The sequence below is a fragment of the Verrucomicrobiota bacterium genome (assembly GCA_039192515.1).
In the GTDB taxonomy this organism is placed as follows: Bacteria; Verrucomicrobiota; Verrucomicrobiia; order Methylacidiphilales; family JBCCWR01; genus JBCCWR01.
The window spans coordinates 1-21,663 of record JBCCXA010000020.1 but is presented as its reverse complement, the minus strand read 5'-3'; the positions used below and the strand labels follow the sequence as shown (position 1 = coordinate 21,663).

General features: G+C 44.4%; 21 protein-coding genes, 1 tRNA gene and 1 pseudogene. 11 read left to right on the top strand and 12 right to left on the bottom strand.

Annotated features, from left to right (window positions below; all coding sequences use genetic code 11):
- Positions 1-39: 39 nt before the first annotated feature.
- The 4 genes from ppdK to AAGA18_10035 form a co-directional block, all read right to left on the bottom strand.
- The gene (gene ppdK, locus AAGA18_10050) at positions 40-2,997 is read right to left on the bottom strand and encodes a pyruvate, phosphate dikinase (GenBank protein ID MEM9445680.1); all 2,958 of its coding nucleotides are present in this window, start codon (positions 2,995-2,997) and stop codon (positions 40-42) included.
- 88 nt (positions 2,998-3,085) lie between these two features.
- A complete protein-coding gene (locus AAGA18_10045; GenBank protein ID MEM9445679.1) occupies positions 3,086-3,556 on the bottom strand; it encodes a cyclic nucleotide-binding domain-containing protein in 471 nt (156 codons plus the stop codon).
- A gap of 75 nt (positions 3,557-3,631) precedes the next feature.
- Entirely contained in the window at positions 3,632-4,369 is a 738-nt protein-coding gene (gene rph, locus AAGA18_10040) for a ribonuclease PH (GenBank protein MEM9445678.1), read from the bottom strand.
- 76 nt (positions 4,370-4,445) lie between these two features.
- On the bottom strand, positions 4,446-4,937 hold the full coding sequence (locus tag AAGA18_10035; GenBank protein ID MEM9445677.1) for an arsenate reductase ArsC: 492 nt from the start codon (positions 4,935-4,937) through the stop codon (positions 4,446-4,448).
- Positions 4,938-5,130: 193 nt separating this feature from the next.
- Here AAGA18_10035 and AAGA18_10030 point away from each other — a divergent pair, with 193 nt between their 5' ends.
- On the top strand, positions 5,131-5,844 hold the full coding sequence (locus AAGA18_10030) for a ubiquinone/menaquinone biosynthesis methyltransferase (GenBank protein MEM9445676.1): 714 nt from the start codon (positions 5,131-5,133) through the stop codon (positions 5,842-5,844).
- A 5-nt stretch (positions 5,845-5,849) separates the two neighbouring features.
- Here AAGA18_10030 and AAGA18_10025 read toward each other — a convergent pair whose 3' ends face one another.
- Entirely contained in the window at positions 5,850-6,974 is a 1,125-nt protein-coding gene (locus AAGA18_10025) for a hypothetical protein (GenBank protein ID MEM9445675.1), read from the bottom strand.
- A gap of 181 nt (positions 6,975-7,155) precedes the next feature.
- On the bottom strand, positions 7,156-8,976 hold the full coding sequence (locus AAGA18_10020; protein MEM9445674.1) for a phosphoenolpyruvate carboxykinase (GTP): 1,821 nt from the start codon (positions 8,974-8,976) through the stop codon (positions 7,156-7,158).
- 145 nt (positions 8,977-9,121) lie between these two features.
- Here AAGA18_10020 and AAGA18_10015 point away from each other — a divergent pair, with 145 nt between their 5' ends.
- On the top strand, positions 9,122-11,032 hold the full coding sequence (locus AAGA18_10015) for a carbon starvation protein A (protein MEM9445673.1): 1,911 nt from the start codon (positions 9,122-9,124) through the stop codon (positions 11,030-11,032).
- Positions 11,033-11,152: 120 nt separating this feature from the next.
- Positions 11,153-12,592: a replicative DNA helicase gene (gene dnaB, locus AAGA18_10010; GenBank protein MEM9445672.1), complete on the top strand. Its 1,440-nt coding sequence runs from the start codon at positions 11,153-11,155 to the stop codon at positions 12,590-12,592.
- 70 nt (positions 12,593-12,662) lie between these two features.
- On the opposite strand, the gene murA is transcribed toward dnaB, so the two are convergent.
- A complete protein-coding gene (gene murA, locus AAGA18_10005) occupies positions 12,663-13,970 on the bottom strand; it encodes a UDP-N-acetylglucosamine 1-carboxyvinyltransferase (GenBank protein ID MEM9445671.1) in 1,308 nt (435 codons plus the stop codon).
- A 24-nt stretch (positions 13,971-13,994) separates the two neighbouring features.
- On the bottom strand, positions 13,995-14,687 hold the full coding sequence (locus tag AAGA18_10000; protein MEM9445670.1) for a site-2 protease family protein: 693 nt from the start codon (positions 14,685-14,687) through the stop codon (positions 13,995-13,997).
- A gap of 91 nt (positions 14,688-14,778) precedes the next feature.
- Between AAGA18_10000 and AAGA18_09995 the strand changes: the two genes are divergently transcribed.
- Positions 14,779-14,850, top strand: a tRNA-Asn gene (locus AAGA18_09995).
- A 312-nt stretch (positions 14,851-15,162) separates the two neighbouring features.
- Here AAGA18_09995 and AAGA18_09990 read toward each other — a convergent pair.
- A complete protein-coding gene (locus tag AAGA18_09990) occupies positions 15,163-15,669 on the bottom strand; it encodes a recombinase family protein (protein ID MEM9445669.1) in 507 nt (168 codons plus the stop codon).
- A gap of 199 nt (positions 15,670-15,868) precedes the next feature.
- Here AAGA18_09990 and AAGA18_09985 point away from each other — a divergent pair, with 199 nt between their 5' ends.
- From AAGA18_09985 to AAGA18_09965, 5 genes are all read left to right on the top strand, one after another.
- Complete coding sequence (locus tag AAGA18_09985; GenBank protein MEM9445668.1) at positions 15,869-16,201, top strand: metalloregulator ArsR/SmtB family transcription factor; 333 nt, start codon at positions 15,869-15,871, stop codon at positions 16,199-16,201.
- Entirely contained in the window at positions 16,198-16,608 is a 411-nt protein-coding gene (locus AAGA18_09980) for an ArsI/CadI family heavy metal resistance metalloenzyme (GenBank protein ID MEM9445667.1), read from the top strand. The genes AAGA18_09985 and AAGA18_09980 overlap by 4 nt, the downstream gene beginning before the upstream one ends.
- Positions 16,599-17,012 (top strand): arsenate reductase ArsC, encoded by a 414-nt coding sequence (locus AAGA18_09975; protein ID MEM9445666.1) that lies wholly within the window; start codon positions 16,599-16,601, stop codon positions 17,010-17,012. Before AAGA18_09980 ends, AAGA18_09975 begins: the two co-directional genes overlap by 10 nt.
- Positions 17,009-18,049, top strand: coding sequence for an ACR3 family arsenite efflux transporter (gene arsB, locus AAGA18_09970; protein MEM9445665.1), 1,041 nt, complete (start codon positions 17,009-17,011; stop codon positions 18,047-18,049). Before AAGA18_09975 ends, arsB begins: the two co-directional genes overlap by 4 nt.
- A gap of 74 nt (positions 18,050-18,123) precedes the next feature.
- Positions 18,124-18,255, top strand: a complete 132-nt coding sequence (locus tag AAGA18_09965) for a hypothetical protein (GenBank protein ID MEM9445664.1) — start codon at positions 18,124-18,126, stop codon at positions 18,253-18,255.
- A gap of 117 nt (positions 18,256-18,372) precedes the next feature.
- Here the strand turns inward: AAGA18_09965 and AAGA18_09960 are convergent, their stop codons facing one another.
- Positions 18,373-19,113, bottom strand: coding sequence for a hypothetical protein (locus tag AAGA18_09960; GenBank protein MEM9445663.1), 741 nt, complete (start codon positions 19,111-19,113; stop codon positions 18,373-18,375).
- Between the two features lie 488 nt (positions 19,114-19,601).
- Positions 19,602-19,784, bottom strand: a pseudogene (locus AAGA18_09955) (IS30 family transposase).
- On the opposite strand from AAGA18_09955, the gene AAGA18_09950 reads away from it, so the two are divergent.
- Positions 19,725-19,940, top strand: a complete 216-nt coding sequence (locus tag AAGA18_09950; GenBank protein MEM9445662.1) for a sulfatase-like hydrolase/transferase — start codon at positions 19,725-19,727, stop codon at positions 19,938-19,940. The pseudogene AAGA18_09955 and the gene AAGA18_09950 overlap by 60 nt on opposite strands.
- A 189-nt stretch (positions 19,941-20,129) precedes the next feature.
- Positions 20,130-20,960, top strand: coding sequence for a sulfatase-like hydrolase/transferase (locus tag AAGA18_09945; protein MEM9445661.1), 831 nt, complete (start codon positions 20,130-20,132; stop codon positions 20,958-20,960).
- Positions 20,961-21,239: 279 nt separating this feature from the next.
- Here the strand turns inward: AAGA18_09945 and AAGA18_09940 are convergent.
- Positions 21,240-21,663: carbohydrate-binding domain-containing protein (locus tag AAGA18_09940; protein MEM9445660.1), on the bottom strand; the 424-nt coding region annotated here is incomplete at its 5' end.

Below are 21,663 nucleotides of genomic sequence, written 5' to 3'. Positions count from 1 at the left end.
AACCTCCGCCTTTATATTTTCTAGTTCAATAAACCTAGCTCATGCCAATGCTGCCTGAGCAGCCGCCAGTCTTGCAATCGGCACCCTAAATGGAGAGCAGCTTACATAGTCTAAGCCAATGTGGTGACAGAACTTAACTGAACTGGGCTCACCCCCATGCTCACCACAAATGCCAAGTTTAATATTGGGCTTGGTTTTATGCGCACGCTCAATACCAATTTTCATAAGTTCACCGACACCCTCTTGATCAAGAGCAGCAAATGGATTCTGTTTGACTATCTCTGCATTTTGATAATGCGGTAAGAACGAACCAGAATCATCACGACTCATACCTAGACCAGTTTGTGTTAGATCGTTAGTTCCAAAGCTAAAGAACTCGGCAACAGATGCGATCTGATCCGCAGCCATGCAAGCCCTAGGAATTTCAATCATTGTTCCTACTAGGTAATTGATCTTCTTACCTTCAGCCTTAAAGACCTCTTTGGCCACTCGGTCAATAACAACCTTCTGTGACTCAAGCTCTTTATCAAAGCCCACAAGAGGTACCATAATTTCGGGCACCACTTTAATACCCTTTTTGGCAACCGCTACAGCAGCTTCAAAAATCGCTCGGGACTGCATCTCCGTTATTTCTGGGTAAACCATGCCCAAACGACAGCCGCGATGCCCTAGCATAGGATTCATCTCATGAAGATCATTAACACGCTTTGCGACAAGCTCAACCTCAACACCCAATTTTCTTGCTAAGTCTACCTGTGAAGCCTCGTCATGAGGCAGGAACTCATGCAAGGGAGGATCTAGTAGCCGTATAGTACCAGGCAGCCCCTTGAGCGCTGTAAAAATACCCTCAAAGTCTGAGCGTTGAAATGGCAGCAATTTATCTAAAGCAACACGTCTATCTTCTTCACTTTGCGCTAGAATCATTTCACGAACTGCATCGATACGGTCGCCTTCAAAGAACATATGTTCTGTGCGACACAACCCAATTCCTTTAGCGCCAAAGGCTACTGCATTCTCAACTTGTCCGGGCTGATCAGCATTGGTGCGTATATTTAACTTGCGATACTTATCTGCCCACTTCATAAGCTGATCATAAAGCTTGAAAGTATAGCTCTCTTTGGAATCTAGACTTTTCTGTATGAGGACTTGGACAATCTCCGATGGGGCTGTTTCCAATTTACCCGCAAAAACTTCACCCGAAGAGCCATCAATTGAGAGGTAGTCTCCCTTCTCATAGATCACTCCTTCTACCGTCAACGTTTGATGATCGTAATTGACTTGTAGAGCTCCAGCGCCGCAGACACACACTTTACCCATTTGGCGAGCTACTAGCGCTGCATGAGAACTTACCCCACCACGTGCAGTCAAAATACCTTCGGCGGCTAACATTCCTCGGATATCTTCAGGGGAAGTTTCGACGCGCACCAGAAGCACCTTTTCACCATGCTGTTCGACTGCTTCGGCTGCCTCATTGGCATTAAAATAAATTTTACCCGTTGCAGCACCTGGACCAGCAGGAAGGCCTTTCGCTATGATTCGAGCATTTGCTACGCCTTCACGGTCAAAGATCGGAGTCAACATCTGGGAAAGCGAATCTGCATCAATGCGCTTGACTGCCATATCTTGAGTAATCAAGCGTTCCTTGACCATCTCACAGGCAATACGAACCGCAGCCATACCGGTACGCTTTCCATTACGAGTTTGCAACATGTAAAGCGTTTTCTCCTGAACTGTAAATTCAAAGTCCTGCATGTCCTTGAAGTGATTTTCCAACACTTTTTGGACTTTTAAGAGACCTTTATATGCTTCAGGAAGCTTTGTTTCCATTTCTTTTACTGGATGCGGAGTACGAACGCCTGCCACCACATCTTCACCTTGCGCGTTTACTAGGAATTCACCATAGAGAACTTTTTCACCAGTAGCCGGATCACGTGTGAAAGCAACCCCTGAACCGCTAGTTTCACCCATATTTCCAAAGACCATAGCCTGAACATTTACAGCAGTTCCCCATGAAGCGGGGATACCATACTTCTGGCGGTAAATGATCGCGCGCTCATTGTTCCACGAACCAAAGACTGCTGTGACAGCACCCATCAATTGATCCATTGGATTATGAGGAAAACTCTTGCCAGTTCTTTCTAGGACCAAATTTTTAAACCTTGACACTAGTTCCTTAAGAGAGGTTGCATCTAAATCTGTATCTTCTGCATGCGGATCATTTAGCACCTCATATTTAAGCGCTTCGATAACTTGCTCAAATGGCTCATGCTCTTCTCCTTCACGCTTTTGCACACCCATGACAACATCTCCATACATTTGGATGAAGCGACGGTAACAGTCCCAAGCAAAACGTTCATTCCCACTCTTGGCCGCTAGACCTTCAACAGTGTCATCGTTCAAGCCCAAGTTTAAAATAGTATCCATCATCCCGGGCATCGACTCGCGTGCCCCAGAACGAACGGCTAGCAGTAGTGGGTCACTTAGATCGCCAAATTTTTTACCCATGACTTTCTCAAGCTTACGAATGACGTCGTCTATTTGTTTGCTGAGCTCTTTGGGATATTTCAAGCCGTTGTCGTAGTAATAGGTGCAAACATCTGTTGTAATTGTAAACCCACCAGGAACTGGCAGACCTATGCGACACATTTCGGCAAGATTTGCTCCCTTACCGCCAAGGAGCTCCTTCATTTTGCCATGGCCATCTGCATTATTACCACCAAAGAAGTAAACATATTTACCCTTATTTAGTTTCTTAGTAGGAGCCTTGCTCGCGGCTTTCTTGGCCTTACCTACTGCCTTCTTGGGCTTAGTTACTACCTTCTTAGATTTTGTTACGGCTTTTTTATTAACAGCCTTTTTCTGCGCCTTTTTAAGGGCTACCTTCTTCTTACTAGAAGCCTTCTTCGTTGCCTTTTTAACAACTTTTTTCGAAGCGACTTTCTTCGCTCTCGTTGCAGCCTTTTTAGCAGCTTTCTTTTTAGTTACTCTTTTTGCCATAATTTTTCCAATTTATTAATCACAGACCTAGATCTTGCTGAAAAATATCTTCCCAGAAATCAGTCCATCATCATTGCTTTATTACTTATTATCCGCTGAAGGGGGCACTCTTTGCATCTACTAAGAGTGCATTCAACTTGCGAAGCCTTTTACTTAGAATGTGATTCAACTCTACCATTAAAAATACTCCAGCCCCTTGATTATCAGTTAAAAATGAATTGAGGTTCTCGCGACTAATACGCCAGATTTGGGAAAACTCATATGCTCTCACGCTTGCACTTGCTTCGCCAGGATCAAAGATACTGATCTCGCCTATCGATTCTCCTTCCTTAATACTTCCCACAATAATGTCCCTATCAATACCCTCTCGCCTAACCTCTAAAGAACCTGCAATCACTAAATAGAGATTATCCTGTTGGTCGCCTTGTCTAATAAGGTCATGGTCAGGCTCTACGGATATAAACTCACCGTAGGTAGCCAGTAGCTCCCTATCATCACCTTTTAGACTCTTCACCCAACCAACTGCGGGCAATGTAGGACGGTCAAAACTTTGATTCACGGCAGTTTGAAACTAAACTTCAATCGTTTGCGGCAGTCAACGCTAAAGCACTCATTCGCTAGAAAATTCTTATCATTAAGCTTCATCAAGGGCTTTCCATGCCTTTTTTTGGAAATGAAAAGCCTTTCTGATACCGGCTTGCGCAAGCTCTAGCATCTCTTTTAAATGTTCCGCGCTAAAGGTTGCTTCCTCGCCGGTGGCTCCAATTTCTACAAACTCCCCCTTATGAGTCATCACCACATTCATATCGACTGAAGCATCACGATCTTCCTCATAGCATAAATCAAGAATTGGTATATCCGCCCAAACTCCCACACTTGTAGCAGCCACCGCATACTTGAGTGGATTTTTTGCTAATTCGCCCTTCTCCATCAAATGATGCACAGCCTGTTTTAATGCTAAATAGGCACCAGTGATCGCAGTCGTGCGTGTTCCTCCATCTGCAGCTAACACATCACAGTCTAACCATACTGTCCTTCGTCCTAGAGAGCTTAGATCTGTAACTGCTCTGAGTGATCTCCCAATTAGCCTCTGAATTTCTTGACCCCTGCCATCAATCCTTCCTTTTGCTATTTCCCTTTGTTTTCGCGAGAGTGTAGAGGCAGGCATCATAGAATATTCTGCCGTCAACCACCCCCCGTCCACGTTTTGAGCATCCATCCAGCGAGGAACGTGATTTTCAATGGTAGCCGTGCAAATAACCTGTGTCTTACCACACTTGATCAACACGGAGCCAGATGCATTAGGAGCTATATTCCATTTGATTTCATAAGGACGCAATTGATTGGGGCGTCTCCCATCTATTCGCTTCACGCTTAACCTCTTACAACCAAAAGCATTCTTAGGCAAAAAAGATTTAGAGTCATGTCAGTCAGCCTTGTCACTCTATTTAAGGCTTACTACCTATTTCTTTGGTGCGTTCCTCCAGTCCGGCTTGGTCCAACTCATCAAATGGCAATGCTGCAAAAAGCTCCACCCTCCTTCGGATTTGCCAAGAAACCTCCCTAAACACTTTCATAATCTCTTCTTCACTGCCTTCCACTGCAGCCGGATCCTCAGAGCCCCAATGAGCAACAATGGTATCAGCAGGCCAAACGGGGCAACTTTCTTTGGCATGACCACAAACAGTAATAACAAAGTCAAAATCAACATCTTTATACACTTCCCAGGATTCACTGTTGGCGCTTCCTGCATCAATCTCATGCTCCTCCTCTAAAACACGAATCGTGTAGGGATTAACAACTCCCTTAGGATGAGAACCTGCACTATATGTTTTAAATCTTCCCCCACCTAATCGTTCCATCAACAGTTCCCCCATCACACTTCGGGCCGTATTCCCTGTGCACAAAAATAATACCTTGTACTTTTTCTTGTCACTCATCTTGCCGTTTCCATTCATATCGGGTGTCAGCATATTGCGTCATGAGCTGTTATTGCTAAGTCATGCTTGTGGCTTTCTGTGTAACCACTTACCTCAGCATGTCAAACTGAATGTTTTGCGATACTTTTTGATATGATTAATTAGTTGAATTATCATTAGTGGTATTCTCTAGATTCTACTTTTGCCCTAAAACATGTCTCAACAAGATTCATCATCAAATGACTCCACTCAACTAGCTAAGCTTAAAGCCAATGAAATCCATGCTTATTTCGAGAAAATTGCCTCTCCCTATGATTTCTTCAATCACTTCTTTAGCCTAGGCATAGACTACTATTGGAGACACTTTCTCCTACAAAAGGTTCAAGATGCGAAACCACTTAATGTTTTAGACCTCGCCACTGGAAGTGGGGATGTTGCCCTTGGGCTTCAGAGTAAGAACATACAAACTGTCGGAGCAGACTTTTGTTACCCTATGCTTGCGCAGGCACAAAAAAAGAAATGCCATCATTTGCTCCTAGCAGATGCCCATCAATTACCTTTCAAAGAGAATTGCTTTGACTGCATTACGGTTGCTTTTGGATTTCGTAATTTCACCAGAAAACCGCAAGCACTCCGAGAAATGCTCCGCGTGCTCCGGCCTAACGGGCAAGCTTTCATCCTAGAGTTTTCTCAACCTAACAAATGGATACGTCCTTTATACTTTTTTTACTTGTCGCGGATCATGCCTGGGATCACATCTCTTCTATACAGAGAAAAATCCGCCTATGAACATCTATCAAATAGTGTACAAGCTTTTCCCGAGGCTCAAAACCTACAACAACAAATTGAGAAAAGCGGATTTTCCAGAGTAATCTACCATCGCCTAACTTTGGGAACTGTCGCGCTTCACATTGCCTCTAAAAATTAGGAAAGCTAGAAATCAATTTTTGCAAAAGTTGGATCCGTCATGTAACTATCAAACTTCTCTTGCATCTGGCGAGCTCTCAACCTACTAAGATAATCTATCGCTTGGTCCTGGTTCCCATTTTTAATGGAATAAGCCGCCCCCAAAATTAGATCCGTGTTAGTTAAATCATAATCTCTTTCAAGCTTATACTTAAGCCCGTATGCTACATCATCAAAAACCCCAGCTTGAATGCTAGACAAGTAGTACTTCATCTCAAAAGTTGAATCATTCCTCTTTAGCTCGTAAGCCTGCTTAGCCCAAGTAACTCCCTCTTGCTCATTACCTAGGAAACGATGCAAATCACTTATCATGATCATAATGAATTCGTTATTTGGCACCCTTTGCAAGGCTCCCATAGCAGCAGCCAGTGCATCATCATATTTCTTAAAGTATCTATAGACTTGAGCTAACCGAAAATAACTAAGTCCAGCCATTTGTTGCTTCTCAATGGAGTCGATCAAAGCGTACTCAGCATCGGCCCACTCTTCCCTATCCATAAACAAGGTGGCTTCGACTAACGCCAATCCATATAGATTGGGATCTATTTCCCTTGCCTCCTTGATCAATACTTGAGCTTCGTCAAATAACCCGACTCGGCTTGATTCCAGGGCTAGGGATGCCTTTTGAGCCGCCACTTCATCACCTTTTAAATCAAGGTTAAATAATTTTTCACCATTTGAGGACACGTAAGCCTCTTCATTTTCAGGCAGCGCCGCTTCTTCATTTATTTCACCCTTATCTTTAGAACCAATTAGCGAGGCAATGGAATCTTCCTTGAATGAGGATTTTACCTCCTTCACGACATAATAAAGCGCCACTACCGCCAATAGAAAACCTATAAATCCAAAGTATAAATTCGCATACTTCAGAATATGCTCTTTGAAACCAGGCTTCGAAACATCCAACCTAGCAGCATTTTTATCTAAATCTGGAGGCCCCTTTGAGGCTACGAGGCGGCGTGGAGGCCTTGCCTTTTTCACCTCAGTATTCTGGGTAGCTTTTTTCTTTCTACGTATTAACCCTTTTTTTTCTAGCTCCTGGTTGCTAGACCTTTTTCTCCGAATAGGGTGCTCATACTCAAAATCAGACATATCAAACGTAGGCTTGTGGCTTGTAGATACTATAGTTAAGTACTAATATTTTTCCAGTGCTAATAATGAACGTTTACAGCCAAATTTACTTATCGACTTGATAGCACCAAGTATGAAATCAAAAACGACGCTCTACACCTAGAGCATCGTTTTAATCTGCAGTAAGAGAGGAAATCTGACCTTAAAGCCTTGAAACAAGCAAATCGCGTTCAAAAAGGACTTCTTTGGGAAGTGTTGCTCCAAGCTTTACAAAAAGCTCACTTTGAGAAGCAACAATTGATTTCCAAGCTTCTGCGTCAATCTCCATGACCTCTTCCCATTTTTCTTTAGGAAAATCTATCCCCTCCCATTCCAAATCCTCATAGAATGGAATCCACCCGATTGGAGATTCCGAAGCATGTGCGTCACCATGAATACGGTCTACAATCCACTTGAGAACACGCATATTATCCCCAAATCCGGGCCACAAAAACTCTCCCTCACTATTTTTACGAAACCAGTTCACATGGAAGAAACGAGGTTTATGTCCAAGCTTTCTACCCATCGCCACCCAGTGTTTACAATAGTCTCCCATATTGTATCCACAGAACGGCAACATCGCAAAAGGATCACTCCGCAACTTGCCGACTTGCCCTGCAGCAGCGGCCGTCATCTCGGAACCCATCGTCGCTCCTAAATAAACGCCATGGGTCCAGTTAAATGCTTGAAAGATAACCGGTACATCATTCATGCGACGTCCGCCAAAGATAAAGGCATCAATTGGAACGCCTTCCGGATCTTCCCAAGCAGGATCTATGGTTGGGCATTGACTTGCCGGGGCTGTAAAACGAGCGTTGGGATGCGCAGCTTTGTTTCCGCAACCTGGCGTCCACTCATTCCCCTTCCAGTCAGTAAGCTTAGCTGGCGGTTCATCTGTCATATCTTCCCACCATACATCGCCATCTTCCGTTAACCCACAATTCGTAAAAATGGTATTTTTCTCGCAGGAAATCATGGCATTGGGATTTGTGTGCATCGAGGTTCCTGGTGCCACCCCAAAGTAACCATACTCAGGATTAATGGCACGTAATTGACCATCTTTTGATGGCTTGATCCAGGCAATATCGTCTCCTACAGTCCATATTTTCCATCCTTGATCACTAAATACTTTAGGTGGAATAAGCATGGCAAAATTTGTCTTCCCGCATGCGCTAGGAAAGGCAGCCGCTACATAAGTCTTTTTTCCGTCAGGTGATTCAACACCCAGTATAAGCATATGCTCTGCTAGCCAGCCCTCATCACGAGCCATGCATGAGGCAATCCGTAGTGCGAAGCACTTCTTACCGAGTAACGCATTACCGCCATAACCAGAACCAAATGACCATATTTCACGAGTTTGAGGGAAGTGCGTAATATACTTGTTATCCTTATTGCATGGCCATTTAGCATCATCTTGCCCTTTCTCTAAAGGCACACCAACACTGTGGACACAAGGTACATAGAACTTTTCCTCATCAGCATTTAACAGATCCCATACTTTCTGGCCCATCCGCGTCATTATTCTCTGATTGACTACAACATAAGGTGAATCAGAAATCTCCACTCCGATATGAGATATAGAAGAACCTACCGGTCCCATACTAAAGGGAATCACATACATCGTCCTCCCTTTCATGCAACCCTTGAAAAGCGTCTTAAGTTTTGCTTTCATCTTCACCGGGTCATACCAGTTATTCATGGGACCTGCATCATCCTTACTCAGTGAACAAATATATGTTCGATCCTCTACCCGGGCTACATCCTCAGGATCCGATCGAAATAAAAAGCTATTGGGTCTCTTCTCTTCGTTTAGCTTGATGGCCATACCCATCTCCACCATTTGCTTCATAAGTGAGTCATATTCTTCTTGCGACCCATCACACAAGTGAATGCGGTCGGGCGTGGTTAGCTCAGCGACCTGCGCTATCCACTCTATCACCTTTTTGTTGGTAACTTTTCCGTTGTCTACTGTTCCTACTTTCATCTTCAAACCCCTTTCTGGCGCATTTTCTTAAACTTCACGCCGTTAAGAATAAATTAGATTAATTAATAAATCAACATTTATTTGATAAGTTATATTAATATTTAAATTCGATCACTTTGCTTCTCTTGAATTAGTATCTTATAAAATGCTACAAGGTGCAATGGAAGTTCTCCTTATTGCATTGCTTAGTGCAGGCGGCTATCTAATCGCCTACCACACCTATGGTCGTTGGCTAGGTAGAAAAATTTTTCGCCTCTCTGCAAGTGCGATATGCCCGTCAGAAAAGCTACGCGATGACCAAGATTATGTCCCAACACCTAAATTCGTTGTATTCGGTCATCACTTTACCTCCATTGCCGGGACAGGTCCCATTGTTGGTCCAGCCATTGCTATTATGTGGGGCTGGTTACCCGCACTCCTATGGGTTTTCTTCGGATCCATCTTCATAGGAGGCGTTCATGACTTTGGTGCTTTAGTCGTTAGCCTAAGGAATAATGGACAAACCGTAGGAGACATCGCAGGAAAAGTTATCAACCGCCGCGTCAATTTGATTTTTCTCATCGTGCTTTTCTTGGCGCTAACCATAGTTCTGGCAATATTTGGGCTGGTTATTGCCTCTGTCTTTCGTCAATACCCATCCTCGATTTTTCCGTGCCTCGTACAAATCCCTTTAGCTATCGCCATAGGTTGCTGGTTGCACCGGAAAAGCAGTAGCATCGGCAACCTGACTACTGCCAGCGCCGCCGCACTTATTATCATGTATCTCACTGTTATCTTTGGAAATGCCGGCCCACTAGCATGGTTGAATGAAAGTCTTGCCGCGTGGCCTCTTTGGAAATGGTTCTTTTTCTTGCTCGTTTATTCCTATGTAGCCTCCATTTTACCCGTCTGGACTTTGCTTCAACCCCGTGACTTTATTAATTCACTTCAACTTGTGTCTGCCATAGGACTTGTCATCATTGGATTGATTGTTGCTTCAATGGTTGGAGGATCACCTTTGGTAACGGATCCTACCACTCGACCAGGTCTTTCCCTAGCAGCACCCATGATACAGCTCCAACCTGATGGAGCCCCTATGCTCATTCCTTTCTTGTTTATAACCATTGCATGTGGAGCTATCAGCGGGTTCCATTGTTTGGTAAGTAGTGGAACCAGCAGCAAGCAGATACGCTCCGAGACAGATGCGCGCTTTGTAGGTTATGGCGCTATGATTACTGAGGGTTTCTTTGCAATCCTTGTTCTCTTAGCCTGTGGCGCAGGTATTGGGCTAGGCGTCCAAAACAAGAGTGGAGAGCTCCTAACCGGGCAAGCTGCTTGGCTCAATCATTACGACTCTTGGGGCGCCGCAGGTGGCCTCGCCTCAAAAATCGGCGGTTTTGTCGAGGGCTCATCGAACTTTCTCAAAGCCATAGGCATATCCGCATCCGCTGCTACTGCGCTCATGGGGGTCTTAGTGGCCAGTTTTGCTGGTACTACCTTGGATACCGCTTGTCGGCTTCAGCGTTATGTCATCCAAGAACTTGCCAAAACCTTATCTTTTAAAGATCAACCAAATCCTAACAACTCTAAACCCTATTGCCCCTTTACTCTTCTCCAAAACAAACATATTGCGACACTCTTTGCTATCAGCATTGCCATGCTGCTCGCTGCGGTTCCGCCGGTTGGCCAAGAATGGTCCCTTGCCAAGACAGGGAAAGGAGGCTTGCTATTATGGCCGCTATTCGGAGCAACCAACCAACTACTTGGAGGACTTTCTTTCATTGTCATAACCTTTTACCTGTGGCGTCGCAATATCCCCGTCTGGTTCCTAACTATTCCTGCAATCTTTATGCTTATCATGCCTTTCTGGGCACTTTGGTCACAAATTTTCAGTGGAGATCCATCTTCTTGGTGGGCTCAAAAAAACTGGACCCTCATTGGAGTTGGCATGGTCACCCTCATCCTAGAAGTCTGGATCATTGTCGAATCACTACTCCTATTCCCTAAGGTTAGAGGTATTCTTGAGCCTACAGCATCAGAAATAAATCAGATTAATGTGAATACTGTTAGTAACTAGTTCACCCCACAATGAACTACGGTTTCGGATTTACTAAACACTCATCCACAAGTTATTGATAACTTCTTTACCATTTTGATTTTCGTCGAGAAAAAATAGGCTAATGATAACATATATTGCATGATTGCTCACAGCTCTGAAACCTTCCCGAAATCTAAATCTGAAAAAAAAGGAATCCAGCTGGATGGCCTCAATCCCATTCAAAGCATGGAGGCTGAGCGTGCTGTGCTTGGGGCTATGCTTTCACAACCAGATGAAATCATCGACCTAGCTTCCGAAAAACTCACCTCTACTAGTTTCTTTAGCCCCGCTCATCAATCTCTTTTCGAATGCTTATGCGATATGCGAAACAAGAGTATCGAAATCGATCCTTCAACCGTTTTACAATACCTGAAGGACCGAAAATTAGACGAGGCTATCGGCGGTGCTGCAACGCTTGGAGAGTTAGCGGGGGGTGTTATGTCTATTCTGACTGCTCCCACTCAAATCCGAACTGTCTGGGAAAAAAGCATCCTTCGCAAGCTTCAATCGGCTTGCACTGACATTGTCTTCTCGACCCAGGAACGCGAACACGCGGTAGAAGAAGTATTGGATGAAGCAGAAAAACTCATCTTCGAGATTGCAGACCAAGGCACCTCAAACACAACCTCTGCCTCTAAGGACGTAGTCATTAAAACCCTGGAAATGATTGAGCGCACCATGCAAATGCGCGGTCGCTATGATGGACTTCCCACTGGCTTCGACCCTCTTGATCAGTTGACCACTGGATTTAAACCAGGCGAAATGATCGTTATTGCGGCTCGCCCTGGTATGGGAAAAACAGCACTCGCCCTTAGCATTGCTAAAAACATGCTCAAAAGCCGCTACGACGTAGAGAGCGACCGCATTGTTTCCCCCGGTTACCCCATCGGCATGTTCTCCTTAGAAATGACTTGCCAACAACTCATGCTCCGTTTGCTCGCGGCCACCGCTGAAGTTAGCTTGCAAAACATCCGAAAAGGAAACCTTAGCCAAAACGAACTAGATAAACTTGCTATTATCTCGGAAGAAGTTTCCGGATGGCCTCTCTACATGGATGAGTCTTCTATGCTCTCCATCTCACAACTGCGAGCCAAAGCGCGTAGAATGAAGAAAATGTATGGCATTGAAATTATCATCATCGACTACCTCCAGCTTCTTACCTCCTCCAGCGCCAAAGCGCGTGATAACCGGCAAGTAGAGGTTGCAGAAATCTCAAGAGGACTGAAGGCACTGGCCTTAGAACTCAACATCCCCATCATCGTTCTCGCCCAGTTGAACCGAAAACCAGATGAATCCAAAGATGGCGAGCCAGCCCTACATCACCTTCGTGAATCCGGTTCTATCGAACAAGATGCTGACATCGTCATGCTCCTATCCAGAAATATGAAGGGAAGTGATGATGGCGATGGAGCACCCATCGATTTCATTCCCGCTAAGCTCAACATCGCCAAACAAAGAAACGGACCCGTAGACTCCGTCAACTTTATCTTCAAAGGACGCTACGCTAAATTTGAAGTGGCTCCACGCGAAGCTAAATGAGCTTTTCTTACCTTGGGTCTTGCTCGAGTCGCCCTACTTTGCAACCTCACTACATCATTACCGCAAAGCGCTATTCTTCCCTTTCAATCTTGGCACCTAACGAACGCAAACGCTCATCCAAATGAGAAAATCCACGATCTATCTGAACAATGTTTTGGATAGTCGACTCTCCATGCGCACACAAAGCGGCAATAAGCATGGCCATGCCTGCGCGTATATCCGGACTTACGAGTCGAGCACCTTTGAGTCTTTCAGGCCCTATGACCACTGCGCGGTGCGGGTCACATAAAACAATCCTTGCCCCCATTGAAATCAGTGGATCTGTAAAATAAAGCCGTGACTCAAACATCTTTTCGTGAATCAAGATGGTGCCCCCGCACTGCGTGGCTGTTACCAATGCTACAGAAGTCATATCCGCGGGAAAGCCAGGCCACGGAGCGTCTTCAATCTTGGGGATCGCGCCGCCTAAATCAGAAATAATCTTCATATCCTGTTTTGCAGGCACTCGTAAATTCCCCTTCTCCTCTAGCGTTTCAATTCCCAACCTATGAAAAATCAAACGAATCATCCGCAAGTTCGAAGTATCCACCTGCTCAATTACTAACTCACCTCCTGTCACCGCTGCCAATGAAATAAAGCTACCCACCTCTAGATAATCCGGACCGATCTTGTGCTTCGCCCCGCCCAAGGATTTGACGCCTTCCACTTCCAAGATGTTGGAGCCTATACCTAAGATTTTTGCCCCCATCTTCACCAGCATCTGACACAGCCCTTGAACATGAGGTTCACTCGCAGCATTGCGAATGATCGTTTTTCCTTTTGCTAGCGTCGCCGCACAAACTGCATTTTCTGTTGCCGTAACAGAAGTCTCATCCAATAAAATATCAGCCCCCTTAAGCTGCTTAGCTTTGAGCTCGTAGCCCTTTGGATGTTTCACAACCTCAGCCCCTAATTGCTGCAGTGCCAGTATGTGTGTATCTAAGCGCCTTCGGCCTATGCGATCTCCACCCGGCTTGGGAACAACCACATGCCCATGCTTAGCTAACAGAGGTCCCGCAAATGTTACCGAACCCCTTGACTTTGCACAGAGCTCTCTAGGCAACTTGTCATGAGAGACATTCTTTGCACAAACTTGCGCACGGGTGAGATCACTCTCTTTCGGAAAAGTAATATCTGCACCAAGCTCATCTAGAATTTCAAATTGATTCGAGACATCCTCAATAGCAGGCAAGTTACTTAACTCGATGGGTTCATCAGACAAACAACAAGCAGCCAGTAGTGGCAAAGCTTCGTTCTTATTTCCCTGCGGCTTGATTGTTCCAGATAGGGGCTGATTCCCTTCAATGCGGAAAGAAGCTCTATGTTGAAGATCAATCATCTAAAAATTCATTCCCTTCCAACACTACCTTACCCCGCCTAGCATAGAGGCTCCTCGGAAATTTTGATACGCCATAAAACCTAATATAGCAGCAGCAAATACTGCCCCATAACCCATAAACAGAATAAGTCCGACAGCACCCAAGCTTGCTGTCCAGCCTCCTATCAAACAAGAAAGCTTTGCATTCTTTGGTCCAAGCACCGTGGCTAAAATTTGCCCTCCATCCATCGGTAGAATCGGCAACATATTAAATACTGTCCAGATGAAATTGACCCAAACTGCAGTCCCTAAAAAAAAGCCAAAATATTCATTGAACAAGGCCACAGGTGTCAGCAACAACGCTAACACTCCTATAGCGATGCTTACCAGAGGCCCCATAGCTGTAATCATGATATTTTCCCTCCTGGTAAAACCAGACCCTCCCAACATCGTGACACCACCCAGGCTATGAAGAGCAATCCGGGGATTACCCCCATAACGTTTTGCCATAAATGCATGTCCCAGCTCATGCCCGAGGATGGATACAAAAATGGCTGCCATACCAAATGGAACCGCTATCCAGTCTTCGGGGGCTCTCGTACTGAAAGCGCCACCAAAGATTGCGCAAATCAACCAAAAAAAGGGCTGCACCTCAATGGGAAATCCCATCAACCTAAAACGAAGCATCTTAAGAACCTGCGAAAAAAAGCACGTTTCGTCCATCTTGAAGTGACTCATAGCACTGAAAATAAAATCCTTGGCAGACACCACCCTCTATGCTTTCATTTTCAGTTCAGATTTAGTCAAGAACCGCAAAACAAATCTCTAATCCGGCGTAGCTCAGCGGTAGAGCCATCGGCTGTTAACCGATTGGTCGTAGGTTCGAATCCTACCGCCGGAGCACTTGCATCTAGCAAATTGTGTGGAAGCTGGATCGGTTAGGTCGCATGGAGCGATGAGGCGCAAGCGATGGTTTTCAACTCCCAGACTGGTTAACCTCATTTTCTTTTCAGGGTTTTCTGGCCTATGAACACGTAAAAATGTCCACTCAGCTATCTCGCCACTGGTGTACTTCTTTTTCTTCGTATCGCTCGTAGCAACACGACCAGTAGTGGCGCACGTAACAATACCTCTAAACATGTATCCCTTACCTCCATATTTAAACGGCTTTTTATTCCACCCTTTACTAACGCATTCCAAAGCTCTTTGGAGATCAATGGAGGGTATCTATGCGGAAAAAGCTGGTTACGTTTTTATAAAGCATTTCTCCGCAGTAAAAAGGATTCTGCATTGTGCTTTGTATCTGTGACTTAGATAAGAAATTCTTATTGCTGCGAGGACTTTTTAATCCCCATTCTTTAGCTTTGCGTGTCATATCGCTCAAGGTATATGCACCGGTTGAATATTCCTCAAACAAACGCTTCACTATTGGAGCGCGCTCTTCATCAATTATAATATCTCCTCTAATACGCTCTTTAGGATTAGATTTAATATGCTTGTACCCAATAGGTGCAGAGCTTACCGTTGCCGTATTGCCAGAGCAGTTCACCGGTTGAAAGCCTAAAGGCGCGAACCATGTGCCGCCATTCCATGCAGATGAATACACGATCATTTTCTTCATCCACTTCAAAACTGCGAACATAACAATAGCTATCCGTTTCTTTGTTTGGGTCAGCATGTTTGCCGACCCAATAGCCGAGAAATGAAAAGTTGCTGTCAAACCGTGCGATAGGTTTGCTGTATGATCCTATCCAAAACTCACCGTTTACAATGCGAATGCACGAAGGCCGGTTTATCAGCCCATCACGATACGTATATAAGGGATCACCTTATCGGTGCTATCATCTGTATTTTCATCTTTTACTCCTAATATGTCGATAACTCTTGACGAATTAAAACATGTCCATTATTATGGACGAATGGATTTAGAACACGCTATTAGTGCCTTTGCCGCGCTGTCTCAGAAGACGCGGCTCAAGGTCTTTAAAATTCTTATTGAGTATGGAAAAAGCGGTACGTCTGCCGGAACGATCAGTGATCGCCTTGGCATTCCGCACAATACGCTATCTTTCCATTTATCCCACCTTACCCAGGCAGGCTTAATTTCTGCCCGTAAAGACGGGCGATCCATGATTTATGAAGCCAAAGTCAGCTCCATAGAGGCGCTGATAAGTTATCTGCGCGAAAACTGCTGCATCCTTGAAGAAGGATGCAAAACCGACTGCAACACAACCAAGCGAGGCAAAAAATGACACGACTGCATATTCACGTTTCGGTGGATGATCTGGAACAATCCACCAAATTCTATTCCGCTCTGTTCGGTGCAGAACCAACGAAGCAAAAAACCGATTACGCTAAATGGATGCTGGACGATCCAGGCATCAATTTTGCCATTTCCGCCCGTGGCGCAAAAGCTGGACTGGATCACTTAGGCATTCAGGCCAAAGATAAATCCGAAATGACCACTTTGCGTGAAGGTATAAAACAAGCCGGTTTATCAACCTTCGATGAAGGCGAGACGACTTGCTGCTACGCCAAATCCGATAAAACATGGGTGCAAGACCCAAGCGGTATCGCATGGGAAACGTATCACACCATGAAGGAAGCCGAATTCTTCAATGATGCTCCCATCCCAGAAAAAGAAGGTGGATGCTGGTGATAAAACACATTCTTGTTCTTTGTACTGGCAATTCCTGCCGTTCCATTATGGCAGAAGCCTTAATCAATGCGCTCGGCAAAGGGCGTTATGAAGCCGTAAGTGCCGGAAGCGATCCAACTGGCTATGTGCATCCCAAATTTATCGAGACACTGAAACGCCACGATATCAACATCCATGATCTACAAAGCAAATCATGGGATGTGTTTGCAGACCTCCATTTTGATCTTGTGATCACGGTTTGCGCTGCCGCTGAAAGCTGTCCGGTTTTCTTAGGCCAGGATGAAAAACTGCATTGGAGTACGCCAGATCCCGCCGCTGCCACAGGCACGCAGGAGGATATTAATGCGGCTTTTGATGAAGGCTTTAATCTATTGAAACACAGAATTGAAAGTGAATTGCTATGACTGAACAATCTCGGCTTGGTTTTTTTGAACGCTATTTATCCTTATGGGTCGGACTTTGTATCGCCGCAGGGGTTGGGCTGGGCATTGCTGTTCCATCCGTCTTTCAGACTGTTGCAGAGCTAGAATACGCTCAGGTTAATCTGGTCGTGGCAGTTTTCATCTGGATTATGATCTACCCAATGATGGTCAATGTCGATTTTGCCAGCATCAAAGATGTTGGCCGTAAACCCAAAGGGCTTTGCATTACCCTTGTGATTAACTGGCTTATCAAACCCTTTACAATGGCTGCGCTCGGTGTGCTGTTCTTTGAGTATGTCTTTGCCGGATTGGTCGCACCCGAAACCGCCAAGGAATATATCGCCGGAATGATTTTGCTTGGCGTTGCGCCATGCACAGCGATGGTCTTCGTATGGAGCCAACTGGTGCGCGGGGATGCCAATTACACATTGGTACAGGTATCAATCAACGATATTATCATGATCTTCGCCTTTGCGCCGCTTGCCGCGTTTTTACTCGGTGTGACCGATGTTGTTGTGCCGTGGAAAACATTACTCCTTTCTGTTGTTTTATATGTTGTGACGCCATTAGCGGCTGGTTATATCACCCGCCGTAAACTAGATAAAAACCATAGTGATGAACGCATTGAGCGTTTCACCGCTAAAATAAAACCGTTTTCGATCATGGGGCTACTCGCCACCGTTGTTCTTCTATTCGGTTTTCAGGCGCAAACCATCATCGACAAACCGATGGTGATTGTCCTGATTGCCATACCGCTGCTGATCCAAAGTTACGGCATCTTCTTTGTCGCTTATGGCTGGGCATATCTCTGGCGCGTACCATTTACCACCGCTGCACCAGCCGCGCTTATCGGTACGTCCAATTTCTTTGAACTGGCTGTTGCCGTTGCCATTAGCTTGTTTGGACTACATTCAGGCGCGGCACTTGCCACAGTCGTTGGTGTATTGGTCGAGGTTCCAGTGATGCTATCGCTTGTCGCCTTCGCCAACAAAACAAGGCATAAATTTTCTACGGCCTAATTTCAGGCATTAAAAAACCGGCTCTAAAACCAGCTTATTTATAACTGTAGCTCCAAGTTTGAGTCGTGAACAATATGAACACTTTTCCAAATGTGCATTCCAACACCAGTGGTAGGGGGTTGGTAATGTATGAAAACCATGCCAAGCTTCGCCATCTGTTGGTTAGCGACAGTGTCGTTAATAACGGCTCTCAGGTATTTGTCTGATCACAAATAGTCCGCTACGGGGAGCACTTGCATCTAGCAAACGCGAAAAAAGGGGTCAATAGATGTCTCAGGATCATGCCGTGGTGTTGGCACCCTTTAGAATCACCAATCTAGAATCTAGTAAACTTCGATACACTTACCAGGAAACGCACGCTCGATTGTGTCAGCTTCTATTTTTACGAGAGCGCGAAAAACTCGGTAGATCTCATAATATTTGGCATGGATAGCAGATTTTTGAACGGCGACTTCCACCTCTTCGGTATAGCCCATATTATTCCCGTTTCGATCTTCCAGGTCTTTTAGCTTGGGGAGATTTGCATAGGTTTTGCTACGTCCATACAACACTCTGTATAGCACTTCAACCTCGAATGTTCCTCTCCCGCCTTTGACTTCTTTAGTGGCCTTCTTTCCTTTAACAGGTAAACAGAGACAGCGGTCTTGGCAAAACTTCCACTTCTCGATCTTATACGGTTTCTTAGTCGAGTCGAAAATGGCTTCTAAAGCGATTTTTTTTATGTCCTGCTTCTCAAAATACTTTCCCTTGAGTCCATCTTCTTCCGTGCCCGGAACAATGTCTTTGCCCTGTATCCTATCAGAGCCCTTAAACTTAGGCATTTTTTTAGGGCGGTGCTTTGGCTTCAAGACGAGAGCTTGGGTAATCTCAACGATTTTTGCGTTCTTTTTTTTCAATGTGATCTGAACGTGCTCGCAGGGATCTCCGCAGGGCGCCAATTGTTCGATCATCATGTGTTGGGAAGCCTCCTCTGATTGGCTAGGCTCTCCGCCTTCGCAAAAACTTATATTTGGCAAACAAAACAGTCCCGCAACCACCCACTCAAACAATCTCAGCCTATTCATAAATAATATCTATATCTCCTAATGCTTCGTTTTCAATTGTTCATGGAAACATGGAAGATTTATTCACAGATTACGCAGTTTGCCCAGATTTTTTATAGTCGTGATGGTTGGGGGAAAAGGATTCTGTTGGAATCGAAGTGATAAGACAGTTGCAACAAGATCATTAAGGATATATGAGAATCTTTTCTATGAGTGTTTTGTTTATGCGATCATGAAATATAATCTAACCCAAGCAAAACATACTTGTGAGTGCTTTTGTGAAATAGATTAAACCTCATGATTGCTAACAAGTTTAATATCCTCCTCGTTTCATTGGGAGCAAAGTAACCGTCATGGTTCTAGGGGAAAAGAAGAAAAAAGGATCTGTCCTGAATGGCACTTAGATAAGAACCTTTTGGGATGATTTTTGGATATTAAAAAAATACAAGGATGAAAAGGGGTCAAAAAGGGGTCCTGAATTCCTGAATTCAATCAATAAGTGCAATTATTTAAGATGGCAGGAGAGGAATAAATTGATGATTAAAAAATTCATTAGGGGATTTATTGTTTCTGGTCTTTCTTGGGCGATTATTAATTAAGGATAAAACATTCTTTACCTCCTTGTAGGTGACATGGTTGAAATTTGTTCTCTTAGGAAAAAACTGTCTGATCAAGCCATTAGTGTTTTCATTACAGTTGATGATTTAAGACCTGCTTTAGGTTGTTATGGAGATACTCAAGTTGTGTCTCCTAACATTGACCGTATGGCCAATGCAGGTGTGGTTTTTGATAAAGCCTTTTGCGGCGTAGCAATTTGCGGGGTATCTAGAGCTAGTATGTTTAGTTGAATTTTACCGACTTCATCGCGTTTCGTAGGTTACAAAGCTCGTATTCATCAAGACGCGCTTAATGCCAAGACACTTCCGCAAGTGTTTAAAGAAAATGGATACACAACCAAAGCCTTCGGCAAAATTTTTCATTATGCGGATGACCGAGAAGCTGATAGTTAGTCTGGACCAGCCTGGAGACCCGGTAATATGTATAAGAAGTCTTTTGCTCCAACCAATACAAATAAGCGTGTCTATGAGGTTTCAGCTGACAACACAAAGTCCTACAACAAGTACCCTGATGGACAAATCAAAACAAAAGTAATACAGGAGTTACAAAATTTAAAGAATACAGAAAACCCATTTTTTATAGCTTGTGGCTTTGTCAGACCTCACCTTCCCTTTTATGCTCCTAAAAAGTATTGGGATTTATATGATAGAGCTTCTATTACGATTGCGGACAATCAATACAAACCGATTAATGCACCAGATGAGTTAGTAGGTTCTAATGAATTTTGGGCTTATGACCATGATGGTATTGAGGTGAATTCATCTGAATGGCACCGTATGATGCGTCATGGCTACTATGCTTGTGTAAGTTATGTTGACGACCTAGTCGGAGAAATTTTAGAAGAATTAGATACCCTTGGTTTGGCAAACAATACACTTATTGTATTATGGGGTGATCACGGGTTTCACTTAGGGGAGCATAATTATTGGAGCAAACATAACACGCTTTATCACTCTACACGTATCCCACTCATTTTTAAAGGACCTGGTGTGGCCTCCGGAACAGCAAATGGCATGATCGAAAGTGTTGATATTTTTCCTACGCTATGTGACTTAGCAGGGATTGCAAAGCCTTCGCAGCTACATGGAAAAAGTTTCACAAGCGTTTCAACAAACCCTGCAGTGAATATTAGGGACCATGTCTATGTCCGCTATGATGATTTAATTGACGGAGTGGTAACCTTAGAAGGTGCTTCTATTATCACAGAAATTATAGCTACACACGTTATAACTCAAACGATAATACCGTGATGCTTTATGATCTAACCATTGATGCTGATGAAGATCAAAACGTGGAGAATGACATCAGCTACTCGCAAACCTAAGCGAACTCCGAGCAATGCTCCTTGCTCGCGAAGCAGAAGCAGAACTTATTAATTATTAATTCTGAAGAGCTGACTTAATAATATCCCAAGACGATTTGATAAAGCCAAATGATCTATGAACTATCGAAGATTTCCTTCTTATATCCGTCACCGCCAGAGCATTCCTAATCCTCTAAGCTCAGTCGACACTGCGGCCCTTAACAATCTATTCTGGGATACTACTTGCAACAAATTCGATGGCATCCATATCGAAGTAGCCTCCGATAATCTCGAGCCTGAGGTAACGATTGTTTCCACCTTCAAGTGTAACATTCTCTAGAGTGAAAGCCTGCAAATTGTTCCAGGTGCCGGTATTTGTAATATCGAGCACCCCTAATGAGTGACCATTTATCTTCAGGGCAAGATTTCCGGGATTGGGATCACCGCTAGCAGCATAAAGGATCACATCATAGACCCCGGCTTGTACATCTACTGAATATTCGAGAAACTCGCCGTTTCGAGTTTTGCTCACCCGATATTCTCCAGGGGCACTTTCTAGGATATCCACATCACCTTCAGTTCCGGGACGATAGTTTGTTCCGGTATCGGTATTGCCTTGGTCTTGATCAGCGTAAGCCCAATACTGGAGT

Coding starts and splice junctions, on each gene's coding strand:
- AAGA18_10000 (MEM9445670.1), bottom strand. CDS start 14,687: ATGAGTCACTTCAAGATGGACGAAACGTGCTTTTTTTCGCAGGTTCTT.
- AAGA18_10030 (MEM9445676.1), top strand. CDS start 5,131: ATGTCTCAACAAGATTCATCATCAAATGACTCCACTCAACTAGCTAAG.
- AAGA18_09980 (MEM9445667.1), top strand. CDS start 16,198: ATGACACGACTGCATATTCACGTTTCGGTGGATGATCTGGAACAATCC.
- AAGA18_09985 (MEM9445668.1), top strand. CDS start 15,869: ATGGATTTAGAACACGCTATTAGTGCCTTTGCCGCGCTGTCTCAGAAG.
- AAGA18_10025 (MEM9445675.1), bottom strand. CDS start 6,974: ATGTCTGATTTTGAGTATGAGCACCCTATTCGGAGAAAAAGGTCTAGC.
- AAGA18_09945 (MEM9445661.1), top strand. CDS start 20,130: ATGTATAAGAAGTCTTTTGCTCCAACCAATACAAATAAGCGTGTCTAT.
- AAGA18_10015 (MEM9445673.1), top strand. CDS start 9,122: ATGCTACAAGGTGCAATGGAAGTTCTCCTTATTGCATTGCTTAGTGCA.
- AAGA18_10020 (MEM9445674.1), bottom strand. CDS start 8,976: ATGAAAGTAGGAACAGTAGACAACGGAAAAGTTACCAACAAAAAGGTG.
- AAGA18_10035 (MEM9445677.1), bottom strand. CDS start 4,937: ATGAGTGACAAGAAAAAGTACAAGGTATTATTTTTGTGCACAGGGAAT.
- AAGA18_09965 (MEM9445664.1), top strand. CDS start 18,124: ATGAACACTTTTCCAAATGTGCATTCCAACACCAGTGGTAGGGGGTTG.
- AAGA18_09960 (MEM9445663.1), bottom strand. CDS start 19,113: ATGAATAGGCTGAGATTGTTTGAGTGGGTGGTTGCGGGACTGTTTTGT.
- arsB (MEM9445665.1), top strand. CDS start 17,009: ATGACTGAACAATCTCGGCTTGGTTTTTTTGAACGCTATTTATCCTTA.
- dnaB (MEM9445672.1), top strand. CDS start 11,153: ATGATTGCTCACAGCTCTGAAACCTTCCCGAAATCTAAATCTGAAAAA.
- AAGA18_09975 (MEM9445666.1), top strand. CDS start 16,599: ATGCTGGTGATAAAACACATTCTTGTTCTTTGTACTGGCAATTCCTGC.
- AAGA18_09950 (MEM9445662.1), top strand. CDS start 19,725: ATGGTTGAAATTTGTTCTCTTAGGAAAAAACTGTCTGATCAAGCCATT.
- murA (MEM9445671.1), bottom strand. CDS start 13,970: ATGATTGATCTTCAACATAGAGCTTCTTTCCGCATTGAAGGGAATCAG.
- ppdK (MEM9445680.1), bottom strand. CDS start 2,997: ATGGCAAAAAGAGTAACTAAAAAGAAAGCTGCTAAAAAGGCTGCAACG.